The following is a 16,072-nucleotide window of genomic DNA, read 5'->3' on the forward strand; positions in this document are numbered from 1 at the left end:
ATCAGTACGACTCGCTGAGTTTGAGGTTGGCTATGCCGGCTGCTCGCAGGCTGTCGAGCACCCTGATCAGGGTCTGCACGGGCGTATCGGCGTGCGCGGTGACCACCACGTTGGCATCGCTACGTTTCCAGTCGGCAAACAAGGCGTCGGTTAGTGCAGTGCCCGGCACATGGCGTTGCCCATCCGCGTCGAAAGAGCCGTCGGCCGCGACCAGTACACTGCGCGTATCGGGCACCTGTTCGACCGACCCCGTGCTGGCCGACGCGAAGCCGATCTGCTGGTAGCGCACGAAGGTCGACGACAGCATGAAGAACAACAACATGATGAAGACCACGTCGATCAACGGAGTGAGCGGCACGTGCAGCGTCGGCCGTCGCTCGTTATGCGCGAGCACGGTGCAGCTCCAGCGGCTGGGCGTCGTGGCCATCCGCAGGTGCCAGGCGCGCGGCCGTCAGCATCCGACCGAAGCGGTCGTTCAGACCGGCGTTGAAACGATCGATTCGGCGCTCCAGCCAGTTGTGCGTGACGATGGCCGGTACTGCCACGATCAGACCGACGGCCGTGGTCAGCAGTGCTTTCCAGATACCTCCGGACAAGGTGCCGGGATCGACCTGGCGACCTGCGGCCTCCATCGCCTGAAACGCCTCGATCATGCCGAGCACCGTACCCAGCAGTCCGAGCAAGGGAGCGAGGCTGGCGATCAGTTCGATACTGCGCAGTTGCGAACGCAACTGTCCCAGTATCTTGCTCGCCTCGCGACCGATCTCGTCGATCAAGGCCTGACCACGCAGGCTGCCATCTTTCAGGTGGCGTGCAGACAGCACGAGGATGCGGCTTTGCGCATCGCGAGCGCGAGCTATCTCATCGATTGCCGCGTCGGCATCGCCGGATTCCCAAAGCCCGACCGCACGGTCTGCGCGTGCGCGGGCAAACGGCGAGAACAGGCCGCCGGCGCTGAACTGCCACAGTTTCATCAGCAGCAGTGTGACCAACAGGATCGACATCAGCAGGTGTACCCAAACCACCGGACCACCGACGTTCAAGAAGGCAACAGTCTGTTCAACAATTTCGTTGTTCATAAGCGGGTATCCACACGCGAATGGAAAAGTTCATCGACACCGAAGAGGCATGCCCTTGTCGGGCAGCCGGGATCAGTCAGGTATGCGGATATCGAAGGTGGCGGACGGCATGGCGCGTGCCGGTCGTATGGCAAGCGTTCGATGGTGGTCGAGCGTTCGCGGCAAGAAGCGAACTGGTGGCGCGTTGGAGGCGGGCGATCGAGGGGTAAGGCATCGTTACAGCTCTCGTTGTTCGTGCACCGCATTCCCCGCCCGATAGGGGACATGCCGTGCCGCGGCATCTCTTCGTTGTTCGTCGGCGGGCACGTATCTGGTTTGCCTGCCTTACCGATTCAGCCCCTCGCTGTCATCGGCGATGTTCGTCGTGGTGTGCGTCGGTTCGCCCGATCAACCTGCAGGGTGCGCGGCGTCGAAATCGACGACGTAGCGGTATTGCTTGCCGCAGTGCAGGATCACCTCTTTCTGGCCGCGCCGAAGCAGGCGCACCTCAACCCGGATATCGCCGTAGCCATCGTGCGCGCAGACGTCGCGATACAGCGACGTGAGCTTTTCCAATACCTCGTTATGCGACGCCGTGGGCGAACCCATTTGCAGCTCCGTTTCTGTCGACCAAATACAAATGCCACGGTCACGCGCCAGACGGCGCGCCCTTGCCGGACTATACAAAGATGCGAACGCGGTTGCAAATCATTCGCATTAATAGCAAAAAACGTAAGGGTTTCGGGCCGGCCTGAGGCTGCGTCTGGCCCGGGGGTGGGGTACCCAATACCAGTGGTTGCGCGGTGCCCCGGGTGGCCGCGCCGGGCACCGAGTACGGCGACCGCTGCGTTTGATCAGTGCCGATTTCGCCGTCGATAGCCGACCGGAATGCGGGCGATCTGAGGTGATACCGATGCTGCTGTGTTCATGTGAAATGATGCAAAGGCGAAAATTCGGGTCTATATCTTTAATAAGGTCCGGCAATCTACGTAGTGACTGTTTCAGGTGCTTGGTCGGTCACCGGTACGGCGTGCTTTACATCGCTTGAACGACACGCATCGCAGATTGCCGACAGCGCGGGCACAGAGGTATGTCGCCCGGAGGAGTTCCAGCGCACGACATTGGAAGTCACGGAGAACGAAACATGCGCGCGATCGTCATACTTGGAGCGCTTGGCGCTTATCTCGTATGGAAGCTTGCCAGTGATCCCGATTTTATCGGCACTCAGGCGGTGGGGTATCAGCCATCCGGCGATACGGGTACCGACGATGTCCTGGGATTGACGCTGATCGTCGGCGAGATCATCGTTTTCGTTTTCTACTGGTTCAAGTTCAATGAATGGGCGGGCGAGGGAGAGGCGCCGGCCGGCTTTCGTCCACGTCCTGTCCGGCACTTCACCACCTGGTTGAGATTCCTCGGTTGGAACTGTACCTACGGGCTGCTTATGGCGGCGGCGTATACCGTCATCGTCTTCTTTCCCGACCTGATCTACGAGGTCGCCGGCTCGTTCTTGCGGGCTTCGAACGAACTGCAGGCGCCGGTCGTCGGCCTCGCAGAAACCCAATCGTTGGTCGACCTGTTCTTCGACGAATCCCGGTTCGCTGCTGCCGATGTCAGCACACCGGCCGACCTGGCACCGTATGCCGTCGTGCTGGTCACGGTGCTGTGGGCCGGCACGCGACCGTTTTCGGATTTCGAACGGCGCTTTCGCCTGCAATTGCAGGAGCGTGCGGCGGTGCCTACCCAGGCACGCGATCTGATCGAAAGCTTCAGCTCGAACGACAGCAGCTTCAGCGCAGAAAAGGAAGTCGCCAGGTCGGCGATCGAGCAGTCGGGCAGGATGCTCGGTACACAGGATTTCATCAACCACGCCGACAACCAGGGCTATTGGCTCGTGTATGCTCGGGTCGAGTACATCTATACCCAGCTTCAACGCTATTGGAGCAAGCCGGTGTTTTCGAACCTGTCGGTGCGCTATGCGCACGAGTTCGAAGACATCGAATCACGCGTCGTTGCGCTGCGCAGCCGAATCCGCGAACGCATTCAGGATGTTCAGCAACATCTGGACGATGAAGGTGTGGAGACACCGCCCAACGTCACGCTGACCTTGCGCGACGCGGAGGGGTGGTTGCGCAAGCTTGATCAGAAAAAGCAGAACGCGTTGCGTGACAAATATTTCGGGGCGCAGCACAGCGAGATCGAACGCGACGTGAACGCGGTGTGGCGCGATATCCTGCAGTTGTTGGTCTGCAGCATCCTGGCCGTCGGCCGCACGCCCACCCATCGCGCCGAGATGTTCGAGGCTTTCGGTTTCAATCTCAAGGGTCAGATTCCGCTGCAGCTGAATTGGGAAACCGTTACCTGGATCGCATTCGGTACGCTGGGTATCGTCTTCAGCGCGTCGATGGCGTATCGACTGCTTCTCGACAAGGTGAGTGGCGAGTTGCCACCCCATGTACCCGAAGACGTCAACCAAATGGTGTGGTGGTCGGTTGTCGTCAGTTGCATGCATCTGGTGGCGATCATCGCCGGCTACACGGTGCAGCGCTCGTTCGCCGCGAAAAGAGAACGCATGCAGATCGGCAAGCCGCGCTTTCCATCGCGTAGCGATCTCACCGCTGAGGCCAGTTGGTCGGCGTTGTTCGGCGTGTCGTTGAACGTGTTGCTGTTCGCTGTGTTGTTTGCCTCGTCAGGAAACTTCAACCAGCTGGTCACGGGCTGGTGGTGGGCGCTGGTCCCCGGCGTGACAGCGTTTTTCGCGGCCGTGTACACGCAGCAGGAACGTCATCGGCAGTTGATGCGCAGCCAGAGGCGCAGCTTCGACGAGATGCCGCGTATGCGGATGCTGGTTGCCCAGGCAGCGGCGACGGGTGCGACCGCATTCTTTGTCCTGTTGCTTCTCTATCACCAGAGCTATGACCTGTCGCAACCGAAAATGCTGCTGTATGGCGCCTACGTGGGCCTGACCAACACCTTTCTCGGGCTGGCACTTGGCTTGATCCTGTGCGAATGGGTGAGGGCCGAGACCAACGTACAGATACTCGATCTGAAGGGGGAGACCGAGAAGCGTCGAAATCGTAAGAAGTATCGATCGCATGCGGAATGGAGCGACGAACGGCGCAAGCTCAGGGTTCGTACCGTGACGATCTCCGACAACGGCGCCGAACTGGTGTCAAAAGAAGATCTGGCTGTCGGTAGCCGGGGACAGATCTCGATACCGCCGTTTCCGCCGCAAGCCGCCCAGGTCCTTCGCCGGGACGCGCGGGATGAGCACAGGTTCTATGTCGGCTACATCAAGGATGCGGCATGAAAGCCGGCAAGGGGAAGCAAGCGGTGATCACAAGGATGTCCGTCGGAGAAAGAACCAGTTGGCATGAAAGACATGTAGCTCGCGGTTTGCTGTTTGGCCTGCTGCTTGTCGTGCAGGTGCTGTCCGCCCTGGCGGATGACGGCTCCGACGACGGTATTCTCGTCATGGGCGTGCGTGCCGATGCAGCGCCGTTCTCTGCGCTGGACCGAAATCAGCGGTACACGGGTTATTCCGTGAGCCTGTGTCAGATGATCGCGCAAAGAGCGATATCGATGGGCGTATTCTGTGGTGCGCGGTATGAGCAGGTCGATACCGCCAACCGTTTCGCCAAGCTCGGCGATGGCAGCATCGATATGCTGTGTGGCGCCACCACGGTAACGCTGGCCCGACAGCGCATCGCCGACTTCAGCCTGTTTACCTTTCTGAGCGGTGCGTCTTTGATGTATCGCGTGAATGTCGAGTCCGAAGACGATGATGTGCAGAACGATGAGTTTGTCATCGGGGTCTTGCAGCATACGACGACCGACATCGAGGTGCGGCGAATTGCCGGCGAGTTCCAGTTGCGCTCGGAGATGCCGCTGCCGGCATCGAACCGGTTCGCCGTCAGCTATACCAAGCAGCACGGCGAAGCGTTGGACCTGCTGCGCAGCGGCGAAATCGATGCCTATCTTGCGGATCGCGAGATATTGTTGGCGCTCAAGCAGAAGGCCGCTGCAACCGAGCGGGATAACCCGGGTGGGCAACGGCTCGACCTCAAGGTTTCCGAGCACTACTACACGTTCGAGCCGTATGCCATCGGTATCAACCGCGACAGCAGAGGCTTGCTGTATATCGCCAACCTGGTGCTGACCGAACTGTTCGACTGGGAAAGCAACCGTTCGCGCCGCAATATATTCAACGTACTTGCGCAGAGCTTTCCCAACAAGCGCTTCAGCAAGGCGTTGCAGTCCATGTTTCGTTTGCAGCGTATCCCGGTCGGGGATGTGCTGGGTGAGTCCGGTTTCCCGCCATTGGAGCGGCGCGACTGTGGGGGCCGACCCGCGCATTTTAATATTCGATAACAACAGGCCGGCATTCGGTTGACCGGCTCTTTGCCCCTGTGCTGACGAGGTACACAACATGGCGCTCTATGCTTTCGATGGAACCTGGAACTCCGACGAGGATGAACCCGAGGTCGATACCAACGTCGTGCGTTTCACTGAACTCTACAAGGGTACACAGGTGGAGTACGTTGCCGGCGTCGGTACGCGCTTCGGCAAGCTCGGTGCAGCCTTGGGCGGATTGTTCGGAACCGGCGGGCGCACGCGTATCGCCGAGATGTACGATGAACTGTGCGAGAACTGGCGGCAGGGCGACCACGTCATCGATATCGTCGGCTTCAGTCGCGGTGCGGCGTTGGCTGTCCACTTTGCCAACCTGATCGGCGAAAAGGGGATACGGACACACGGCGATCACTTCGACAAGACGGCCAAGGTGAGGTTCATCGGGGTCTGGGATATCGTCGGCTCCTTCGGCCTGTCGTTCGATACCATCGTCAACTTTCAAGATATCAATCTCGGCTGGAACATCGACACGCTGGATGGTTGTGTAGAGCATTGCTTTCACGCGATGGCGCTCGATGAACGGCGCGAGACCTTCAATGTGACCCGGCTCGATCCGCAGCACAAATGCCCGGGTATTCGCGAAGTCTGGTTCCGCGGCGTACACAGCGACGTCGGTGGCGGTAACGGCAATGAGGCCCGATCCAATATCGCCCTGCAGTGGATGTTGGACAAAGCCAGGTCGTGCGGTGTCGAGTTCGACGAAACCAAGGCGGCGCACCCTCGCTACAGCCGCGTTGACAGGTTTGCTCCGATTTCACCGAACAAGGATGTCAAGCGCGACCCGAGGCGAACGGTGTCGGCGGCCGACCAAGTCGACCCCAGCGCCGAGCCGATCGAACTGGAGGTGGGGGGCAGTCATACCTGTACCGTGTCGTCGAAAAACCTCTACAACTGGTGCGGCGTGCGGGTGCGCGCCGGCGCGACTTACGAATGCAAGGTCGCGGACGGTGCACGCTGGAAAGATGGCGATATCGAGTGCGGGCCTGAAGGCTGGAGCAGCGACGATCTACCCGTCATTCAGCGGGAGATCGTCCGCTTTGCTGAGCGCTTTCGGCGCATCGAAGACGCAAACTGGTTCGCACTGGTCGCTGCGTTGGGCGATGAGGACGATGACGTGATCGTGTTGAACGGCCTACAAACGTCGTTCAGCCCACAGGCGACTGCCGATCTCTACATGTTCGCCAACGACATGTCATCCAAGTACGGCAACAACGAAGGCGCGATCAGCGTAACCCTCACGCGCACGGCTTAGACGTTGTTAGCGCCTGGTCAGTATGAATGCGTGTTCGCGAATGAAGTCGAGTCCGAACTTGTACTTCATCTTGTGGTCGGGTACGTCCGGCCATTCGATGTGCTCGATTGCATAACGCTCGGCATAGTACTCGCTGACCTCGTCGGGCGTGACCGAGAACGGCGGTGTCTCCATGCGCGGTTCGTACTCAAGCGTTATCAGCAGGATCTGTGTGCCGGGGTCTGAGAGCTCATCGATCTTGTCGAGGTAACGCATCCGCATGTCGTACGGAAACGCGATCAGCGAGGCGCGATCGTAGATCAGGTCCACCGGGCCGACCTCGTCTCTGCTCAAGTGGAACAAATCGGCGCAGAGAAAGGCCATCTTGTCGACGCTGTACCGTCGCCCATCATGCACGCTGTAGGCGAGATCGTGTTCATCGAAGAACTCGCGTATCGGGCTGTCGACCAGTTCCACGCCGGTTGTGTAGGCGGCGTGCCGGCGAAACCAATCGAGATCGTTGGATTTCCCTGCCAACGGCACGAATACGCGCTTGCCGGCCAGGTAGTCGGCCGGGGTATGCTTGATTACGTAGGGATGAATGTCCGGTCGGTGGAAGCTGGTTTTGCTGCCCCGTTCCTGCCATGAATCAATCCAGAATTCCGGTTCCATGCGAAGCTCCTTTTCGCGCCAGGCCACAACGGCAAATTGAAGTCTAGACCAATTCAGCCCGGCCGGTGGGCGAGGTCGCTACATCTGGCTGACGGTTTCTTCCTGCCCGAGCATCGACGCGGTGACCAGCACCACGCCTTTGTCGGTCACGCGGTAGCGCTTTGCGTCCGCAGCGCGGTCTTCGCCGATGACGGTGCCCGGCGGTATTCGGCAGCCGCGATCGATGATCGCGCGATGGATCCGGCAGTGCCGACCCACTTCAACCTCGGGCAGCAGCACCGAGGCGGTGATCTTGCTGTAGGAATGGATACGTACGTTCGAGAACAGCAGCGAATCGATCACCGCCGAACCGGAGATCACACAGCCGGCGGAGACGACGGAGTCGAGCGCCTTGCCTTCGCGGTCGGGATCGCGAAACACGAACTTGGCCGATGGCAACTGCAGGTGATAGGTGCGGATCGGCCACTCCTTGTCGTACAGGTTGAGTTCCGGTTCCACGGATACCAGTTCCATGTTCGCCTCGTAGAACGAATCGAGCGTGCCGACATCGCGCCAGTAAGGTTGCCTGCCCGTCTCGCTGTCGAGAAAGGGGTAGGCGAAAACACGGTGTTCCTCGATGATCGACGGGATGATGTCGTGTCCGAAATCATGTCGTGAGTCGGCGTTGTTGGCGTCTTCCTCGAGTTTGCGGAACAGGAACTCGGTGTTGAACACATAGTTGCCCATCGATGCGAGGGCGATGTCGTCCATCCCGGGCATGGGTTGCGGATCATCCGGTTTTTCATCGAACTGCCGGACGCGGAAGTCTTTGTCGACGCTCATCACGCCGAAGCCTTTGGCGTCTTGCAACGATACGCCGACGCACGCCACCGTGAGGTCGGCGTCGTTCTCTTCGTGGTGCGCCAGCAATGCACCATAGTCCATCTTGTAGACATGATCGCCGGATAGCACCAAGACATACTTGGGCAATAGCGTGCGCACGATATCCAGGTTCTGATAGATCGCATCCGCCGTGCCTTTGTACCAGTCGCCGGTGGTACGTTGCGACGCCGGCAGTATCTCGATGAACTCACCGAGGTCGCGTCGAAAGAAACTCCAGCCTTCGACCAGGTGGCGAATCAGTGAGTGCGATTTGTACTGCGTCAGCACACCGATGCGGTGGATGCCGGAGTTGATGCAGTTCGACAAGGGAAAATCGATCAGGCGGAACTTGCCGCCGAAGTACAGCGCGGGCTTGGCGCGACGTTCAGTCAGCTCGTGTAGCCTGGCCCCGCGGCCGCCGGCGAGAACCAGCGCTAGCGTATTGCGGGTGAGTTGATTCAGATAGCGTGGGTCGCGCGCATTCATTTCGATTCCTTAGTCGATACCAGCGTTGAACAGCAGCCCGAGCGGCTCGCATCTTTTTCGATTGCACGGGGTTGTACGGCACCAATCCGGAAATTGCCGTCTCATCCCTATTATTGGGGTCAGGCATGTCATTGCCCGGGTATGGTGCGCGAATGCCAAAATATCGGCATCTTCTTCTTCAAGGCGCTGATGTGGATCAGCTTCTCGCGTTTTCGCTGCTCATTTCAACTGTCGGAAGAATACAGACAAACTCATTGCCGAATGCCCGTCATTCTGCCGTTTCGCACAGTAAATCCTTGGTAATAAGCGCTTTATGGCTTGGGCTTGTTCGTTGGATGTGTGTGGGGTAAGTGAACGATCAGTGCATTACATTGCGTCCAAACGCATCGCGGCACGCTTCCTGCAAAGTCTGTGACGCCCCGGTTTGTGCGACCTTTATTTCCGCAACGGCCGGGCGCGTTGTAGATTGTTTATATAGAGATGACACTGGGTCGCCGGTCTGCACGGGTGTAGGACGATTGTAGTAGCCGGGCTGTTGTCGAAGCGACTCAGGATGCGAGGCCGTTTATGGAACTGTGTGCAGTACTACTATCTTGGGTTTTTACTTTGTCCGATTTTGAGAAGGTCGAGGGGTGCCCGCAAGTCAGCAAGGTGTCGCACGCCTGGCTCGAAGAACAGGCCTGCGACGGTCGCAAGTGCAAGGTCTTGGGGTGGTACCCCGGTGACGGCGATGTGGTTTATGTCGATGATCGGCTCGATCTCGAACGCAACACGCTGCATACATCGATCTTGCTGCACGAACTGGTTCACTGGGTGCAGGGCAAGACCGGCGCACTCTCGCAAACCTGCGAACACAGCATCGCGGCCGAGCGTGAAGCGTATGCGATTCAGCGCGAGTATCTTGCAAAGTACGGCATCTATTCGCCGACAGGTTCGGTCGTGCCCATGCTGCGCTGCAAGCCGGCCGCCGACATTGTTGCCGAGGAACGCACGCCCAGCTGAGGTAACTCAGCCCCGCTGATGAATACACCTTGCGCCGATCCGGTTAAGTGGCATGGGCGGCGCCCACCGTTGAACGTCAATCGCAACGTTTGATCTCATTGTTGCCAGTCGACAGCAACTGTCGAACCTCGCGGCCGGAAAGGCGCTGCTAGGCAGAAAAAGCGTTTTTGAGTACCCGCCTTACTTTCCAGCGTGCCTGCATCACGCTTTCCTCCAATCGTCGATTTTTGTCGTTCAACTTTGTTGAACAGACGACGCTGAGCTTGGGCAACACGCTGGCAAGCTGAACTGCGCTGCCACGTGCAGGGAGTCAGAGAGCCTTGAGCGTCCAACGCGATGTTGAGCAGGTCGCACCAAGGCGTGTTTGCATACCCATTACCTTATCGAGAGTGGAGTTTATGGATCGTCGTCTTTCGACCTTTTTGCTTACTGCGATGCTGTCTGCATCCGTCAATGCCGCGCCACCGAATACCACCGATGGTGGGGCGCCGTGGAAACATCGCATGTTCGGTGCCGGTCATGCCTTTGTCAGCGGCGACCTGCCGCGTGGCCGACTGCGTAATCGACTGGATTCGATGCCTTCGCGCGCGCGCAACAGAGCGATGGAGTGGTTGCATCGTTTCGAGTTCCCTGCCGCCGATGCTGAATCACTCGACGTCGATGAAGAGGGCGGCGTCTTTTACGTAGACGAGAATCTGCCGGTACCCGGCGACGTGCAGCAGGCAGCGGGCGAGTCCGACACGCCGTTTGCCAGCGCGAATGCCTGGGCCGTTGATGAGCCTTTCGCGTTGCACAGCCGGCCTGGCGCACCGAACGTGGTCTATCTCGATTTCAACGGTCACTCCTTTACCGATACGGCGTGGGGTGCAGGTACGATCACGGCGCGCGCGTTCAGTCTGGACAGTGACCGGGCGAACTTCAGTGAAGCGGAACGTGCGGCCATTGCCGAGATCTGGCACCGCGTGGCAGAAGACATGGCGGCATTCGATATCGACGTTACCACTGAACAGCCGCCGGCCTTCGGTCCCAATGTCGGTCGCGTGCTGATCACATCGCGTACCGATGCCTCCGGCAACCCGATGCCGCACGATACCGCCGGTGGTGTCGCCTATGTTGGTGTTTGGGGTCGCTCGAATTACACCTACTATTCACCGGCACTGGTCTACCACGACAACCTCGGCAACGGGACGACCTATATCGCCGAGGCGAGCAGCCACGAATTTGGTCACAACCTCGGCCTGTCGCACGACGGTACCAGCAGTGAGGGTTACTACACCGGCCATGGCAGCGGTGCGACCTCGTGGGCGCCGATCATGGGTGTCGGCTACTACCAGAACGTCACCCAGTGGAGCAAAGGTGAGTATGCCGATGCCAACAACACGCAAGACGATCTGGCGATCATTGAAAACAACCTGTCGTCAGCGGCCGACGATCACGGCGATACACTTGCCGACGCTTCACCATTAGTTATCGAGTCCGACGGCAGCGTGCAGGTCTCCAACCCGGAGGCCGATCCGCACAATGTGAACCCTGAAAACAAGGGTGTTGTCGAAAACAGCGGCGACGTCGATGTCTTCGGCTTCAGTGTGCCGGACGGGGCTATCGATCTGACGATCAATCCGGCATGGGACGCGTTCTATCGTACCGACCGGCGCGGCGCGAACCTCGACATCCAAGCCCGCCTGTTGAATGCGTCGGGGGAGGTTGTGGCGACGTCCGACCCGGGCACCGACACCTATGCCAACATTGCAGCCAACGTCGACGCAGGGACCTACTACCTCGAGGTGCGTGGTGTAGGCAGCAACAACTACAGCAACTACGGCAGTGCCGGTGAATACTTCATCGGCGGCATGGTGCCTGCGGGGTCGGTAGCCAACCAGGCACCTTCCGCACAGTTCGGCTACGGTTGCATGGACCTGGCGTGCTCTTTTACCGACACCTCGAGCGACAGTGACGGCACGCTCGTCAGTCGCGAGTGGCGTTTTGGCGACGGCACGACATCGACCGCAACCAATCCCAGCCATAGCTACGATGCAGCGGGCAGTTATGCGGTCGAACTGACGGTGACCGACGATGACGGCGAGACGGCCACGGTTTCACAAACGGTGAACGTTACCGCGCAGGTGAACAATCCACCGACAGCCGAGTTTGCCTTCGCTTGCGATGGGCTCGGATGTGGCTTCAGCGATCAGTCGAGCGACAGCGACGGCAGCATTGCCAGCTGGCAGTGGAGCTTTGGCGATGGATCGTCGTCGACGCAGCAAAGCCCGACGCATAGCTTCGCTGCGGCTGGCTGGTACAAGGTCGGCCTGACCGTCACTGACGACAGCGGCGCGACCTCGACGGTTACCAAGGTCGTCACGCTCAGCGAGCCTGTGGGCGACACCCAAGACCCGGAGGTCGCGATCACATCGCCAGCCGACGGTGCCACGGTAAGTCGGCGCGTGAGGTTGTCGGCATCGGCGACCGACAACGACCAGGTAAGCAGCGTGGTGATCTATGTCGACGGCAATGCACGTTGTTCCGGTACGACCAGTGCGTCATGTACCTGGAACCTGCGCAGGGTAGCTGCAGGCAGCCACACGATCAGCGCACAAGCGACCGATGCTGCGGGCAATAAAGCAACCACGTCGATCAGCGTGACGGTCGAAGCCGCGACCGGCAATGGTGGTGGTAAGAGCGCAGGCAAGTCGAAGTAAGCGATAGCCTGAGCATTCACAAGCAGAGCCGACGGCGAGCCCGCGTGGTTTGTCGTCGGCGTCTGTTTGTCCGGTGTATGGCTGCCGGCATCCTCAAATCGAATCAAACAAGGCGATACTCGATTCGAACGAGCGTTGTGCTTCGTGTTCGAGGAAATCGATCTGCGTTGCGGTCAACGCCAGGCGATCCAGTTCCTGTTTGATCTGCACCATTGTCGGGTGCTGCGCCTGTGCCGCGGCGAAGCGATAAAAGCGCACGCCGTTCTCGTCATGTAAGTCGAAGGCGCTGGCGACGGCACGACCGATCATCTGCCCGCCGGCGAGATCGCCGAGGTAACGCGTATAGAAATGTGCGACCACGCCGAGGCGATAGCGGTCGGCGCTGGCACGAATCTGCTCTACGTAGGCTGAGGTCGCGCCGGAATCGACGGGTGCCGGCGTGTGACCGAAATGCATCAGATCGCTGGCGATCGCCTGGGCGCGTGGCAGATCCCACTCAGACCACGACGCCAATTTTGGCGCAATGTGTTCTTGCGACAGCCGGTCGAGGGTCTGGTAGACCGGCAACAGTTGCTGCAGATAGCGTACATACTGTGCGCTCGACAAGCGGCCGCCCAGCATCGACGAGACAAACGGATGCCGCTCTGCCGCACGGTGCAGCTGCCCGGTCGCCGTTTTGAGCCTGGTCGTCAATAACATATGTTGAATCGCGTGCCGCTTTGCGGTGCTAAGTTACTTTCCATATTGTAAATAGTGGTTAGTCTTTCACTGCGCTACAGGCGAATAGTGTGGCTGTATAACGCGACGCAACGCCCAGGCGACTCGCCGAAAATGTCATTTTACTTGGCGCCGTGTTGCGGTGACGCTTGGGTTTTTTTCATTTCCAACGGCAACGTGGCGCCATGCGTGCAGAGCGCGTGGATATCGCATATTCGGCATGGCGCCAGATCTACTTGTCCAGAACATGAAACGCCAAATAGTCTGTGCTAATCTCGCGGCGCTATCAATCATGGAATGCACTTGGAGTGTGCGTTGAGCGAAAACGTAGCCGGCGAACTGTTGACCCGCGGTGATCTTTCCACCTGCGACCGCGAACCCATCCATCTTCTCGGACGGGTTCAGCATTTCGGCTGCCTGCTCGCGCTCACCAGCGACTGGATCATCAGCCGCGCGTCGACCAACGTTCGCGAGTACCTCGGTCTCGACGCCGACGCATTGGTTGGTACGCCCTTCGGTAGCTTGATACCGGGTGAGGTGTTTGCCGAGCTCCGCGAGCACGTCAGCGAGTTGAATACCGAAGATGCCGTATCGCGGATGTTCGGTGTGAAGCTGCTCAGCGGCAGCGACAGAACATATGATCTGGCGATGCACGTGTCCGGCGCGTGGATCATTCTCGATATCGAGGCCGGGGAAGCCGCGGAATACAGCGACACCAACCAGCATGTGAGGAATATGCTGGCAGCGCTGCCGTCCTGCGACTCGGTTGAGGCGCTGTGTCGCGCCGCGGCGCGGCAGGTGCGCGAGCTCACCGGGTTCGATCGCGTCATGGTGTATCGCTTCGCTGCCGACGGCAGCGGCGAGGTGGTTGCCGAAGAGCGCCATGCGTCTGCGACGTCTTACCTCGGACTGCATTTCCCCGCGTCGGACATTCCACAGCAGGCTCGAACCCTCTACCGTCGCAATCTGCTGCGCATCATCAGCGATGTCGACGACCCCGGCTCACCGATCGTGCCCGAGTTCAGCCCGGACGGAAAACCGCTGGACCTGTCGATGTCCGGTTTGCGCTCGGTTTCGCCGATCCACATCGAGTACCTGAAGAACATGGGCGTGCATGCGTCGCTGTCGATCTCGATACTCAAACGCGGCAAGTTGTGGGGCCTGTTCGCCTGTCACCACGAATCGTCCAGGGTGCTGCCTTATCGGATACGTACCGGCGCCGAGTTGTATGGCCAGATCTTCGGCTTCGTGCTGGATCAACTGGAGGGCGAGATTCGAAGCCTTGGTTCGGGCAAGGCGCAGGCGCTGCATCATCGGCTGATGTCGGAGCTCGCCGACGAATCCGGTTTGGCCGCTAAGTTTCCCCGTCTGGCCAGTAGCCTGCAGACGGTCATCGAATGCGACGGCGTGGCAGGCTATATCGATGGTCAGTTGCTGGCCGAAGGGGACACGCCGGCGGAAGAAGACATCAAGAAGGTTGTGCGTTTTCTGAACACGGCCGGCTGCAGCACCATCTATAAAACGGACTGCCTCGGCGACGTGTTCCCACCGGCCGAGCACTATGCCGCGACGGCATCGGGCTTGTTGGCCTTGCCGGTGTCGCGTACGCCGCGCGACTACATGATGTTCTTCAGAAAGGAATTCGTCAGCACGGTTGCGTGGGCGGGTGACCCGACCAAGCCATTGGTTGCAGACTCGCAAGGTGAGCGCCTCACCCCGCGCAAGAGTTTCGAACTGTGGCAACAGACGGTGCGCGGCAGGTCCAAGCCATGGAGCGATATCGAGTGCGAGGCCGCCGAATCGGTACGGGTCACTCTGCTCGAGGTGATCCTGCGCATGGCCGATGTTGCAGCGAGCGACCGCGCGCGGGCTCAGGAGCGCCAGGAACTGTTGATCGCGGAACTGAACCACCGCGTGCGCAACATCCTCAACCTGATTCGCGGCCTGGTCACGCAGAGCAGCGCCGATTCACGCTCGGTCGCCGATTTCACCGACGTTGTCGGCGGGCGGATACATGCGCTGGCGCGCGCCCACGATCAGATCACACAGCAGAACTGGTCGCCCGCGTCGCTGACCCGACTGATCGATACCGAGGTCAAAGCCTATATCGCCAGCAAGGCGGAGCGCGTGGTTGTCAAAGGCAACGACGTGATGTTGGCGCCGGTCGCCGCGACAACGATGGCGCTGGTCATCCATGAGCTGACCACGAACTCGGCGAAGTACGGCGCACTGGCGGATTCGCGCGGCACCGTGACGGTCGAACTCGACACGAAAGGCAACGGCGACCTTTCCATGCATTGGATAGAGACCGGCGGTCCGCCCGTGCAGGCGCCGAAGCGACGCGGGTTCGGCAGCGCGATCATCGAGCGCTCCATTCCGTTCGAACTGAAAGGCGAGGCTGCACTTCATTACAGACTTGCCGGTGTCGAAGCCGACTTCGTGATCCCGGCCGCCTTCATTTCGACTGACGGCAGCGAGTCGGTAACCGTGGACGAGACAACAACGGACGAACCAATGTCATCACAATCTGCGTTTCAGCACGCCTTGGTGGTCGAAGACAATTTCATCATCGCGATGGACATGGAAGCGTTATTGAAGCGCCTGGGCGTACCCAACGTAACGGTGGCGGCCGGCGTGATCGACGCCGACCGGGTGCTAGACGAGAAACCGATCGACGTCGCCGTGCTCGACGTCAATCTCGGATCAGAAAGCAGCGAGCCGATCGCCACCCGTTTGCAGCAGGCGTCCATCCCATTCGCGTTCGCGACCGGCTATGGCGATGTTGCCACCTTGCAGAAGACCTTTCCCGGCGTACAGATGATCACCAAGCCGTGCCAGGAAGAAGCATTGCGCGAGGTGTTGGCGAAATTGTCTTCCTGAGCTGCCTGGCGTTAGCCGGTCGGCACGCGACCTCCGGCACCCGGCCCGGTCGC

At 59.7% G+C, this 16,072-nt stretch carries 11 protein-coding genes and 1 pseudogene; 6 read left to right on the forward strand and 6 right to left on the reverse strand.

The features are described from left to right. Position 1: 1 nt before the first annotated feature. From B1781_RS08195 to B1781_RS08205, 3 genes are all read right to left on the reverse strand, one after another. Positions 2-394 carry an ExbD/TolR family protein gene (locus tag B1781_RS08195; RefSeq protein WP_164513306.1) on the reverse strand — a complete coding sequence of 131 codons (393 nt, stop codon included), beginning with the start codon at positions 392-394 and terminating at the stop codon, positions 2-4. Next, entirely contained in the window at positions 381-1,079 is a 699-nt protein-coding gene (locus B1781_RS08200) for a MotA/TolQ/ExbB proton channel family protein (protein ID WP_078119200.1), read from the reverse strand. Before B1781_RS08200 ends, B1781_RS08195 begins: the two co-directional genes overlap by 14 nt. A 387-nt stretch (positions 1,080-1,466) precedes the next feature. After that, the gene (locus B1781_RS08205) at positions 1,467-1,667 is read right to left on the reverse strand and encodes a hypothetical protein (RefSeq protein WP_078119201.1); all 201 of its coding nucleotides are present in this window, start codon (positions 1,665-1,667) and stop codon (positions 1,467-1,469) included. A 535-nt stretch (positions 1,668-2,202) separates the two neighbouring features. Between B1781_RS08205 and B1781_RS08210 the strand changes: the two genes are divergently transcribed. The 3 genes from B1781_RS08210 (at position 2,203) to B1781_RS08220 (ending at position 6,723) form a co-directional block, all read left to right on the forward strand. After that, positions 2,203-4,368 carry a PilZ domain-containing protein gene (locus B1781_RS08210; protein ID WP_078119202.1) on the forward strand — a complete coding sequence of 722 codons (2,166 nt, stop codon included), beginning with the start codon at positions 2,203-2,205 and terminating at the stop codon, positions 4,366-4,368. Positions 4,369-4,454: 86 nt separating this feature from the next. Next, entirely contained in the window at positions 4,455-5,429 is a 975-nt protein-coding gene (locus tag B1781_RS08215; protein WP_164513307.1) for a transporter substrate-binding domain-containing protein, read from the forward strand. Positions 5,430-5,487: 58 nt separating this feature from the next. Then, positions 5,488-6,723: a phospholipase effector Tle1 domain-containing protein gene (locus tag B1781_RS08220; RefSeq protein WP_078119204.1), complete on the forward strand. Its 1,236-nt coding sequence runs from the start codon at positions 5,488-5,490 to the stop codon at positions 6,721-6,723. A 6-nt stretch (positions 6,724-6,729) separates the two neighbouring features. On the opposite strand, the gene B1781_RS08225 is transcribed toward B1781_RS08220, so the two are convergent. Next, complete coding sequence (locus B1781_RS08225) at positions 6,730-7,374, reverse strand: class I SAM-dependent methyltransferase (RefSeq protein ID WP_078121977.1); 645 nt, start codon at positions 7,372-7,374, stop codon at positions 6,730-6,732. Between the two features lie 78 nt (positions 7,375-7,452). Beyond that, positions 7,453-8,721, reverse strand: a complete 1,269-nt coding sequence (gene glgC / locus B1781_RS08230; RefSeq protein WP_078119205.1) for a glucose-1-phosphate adenylyltransferase — start codon at positions 8,719-8,721, stop codon at positions 7,453-7,455. Between the two features lie 555 nt (positions 8,722-9,276). Between glgC and B1781_RS08235 the strand changes: the two are divergent. Together B1781_RS08235 and B1781_RS08240 are read left to right on the forward strand one after the other, a co-directional pair. Next, positions 9,277-9,723 (forward strand): annotated as a pseudogene (locus B1781_RS08235) (DUF6647 family protein); the annotation flags it as partial. A 398-nt stretch (positions 9,724-10,121) separates the two neighbouring features. Continuing rightward, positions 10,122-12,422 (forward strand): PKD domain-containing protein, encoded by a 2,301-nt coding sequence (locus tag B1781_RS08240; RefSeq protein WP_078119207.1) that lies wholly within the window; start codon positions 10,122-10,124, stop codon positions 12,420-12,422. A gap of 93 nt (positions 12,423-12,515) precedes the next feature. Here the strand turns inward: B1781_RS08240 and B1781_RS08245 are convergent, their stop codons facing one another. Further along, positions 12,516-13,121, reverse strand: coding sequence for a biliverdin-producing heme oxygenase (locus B1781_RS08245; RefSeq protein ID WP_078119208.1), 606 nt, complete (start codon positions 13,119-13,121; stop codon positions 12,516-12,518). 333 nt (positions 13,122-13,454) lie between these two features. Here B1781_RS08245 and B1781_RS08250 point away from each other — a divergent pair, with 333 nt between their 5' ends. Next, positions 13,455-16,019, forward strand: coding sequence for an HWE histidine kinase domain-containing protein (locus B1781_RS08250; protein WP_334223920.1), 2,565 nt, complete (start codon positions 13,455-13,457; stop codon positions 16,017-16,019). The last annotated feature ends 53 nt before the right edge of the window (positions 16,020-16,072 follow it).

The sequence above is a fragment of the Thiosocius teredinicola genome, from assembly GCF_002009425.1.
Classification (GTDB): Bacteria; Pseudomonadota; Gammaproteobacteria; order Chromatiales; family Chromatiaceae; genus Thiosocius; species Thiosocius teredinicola.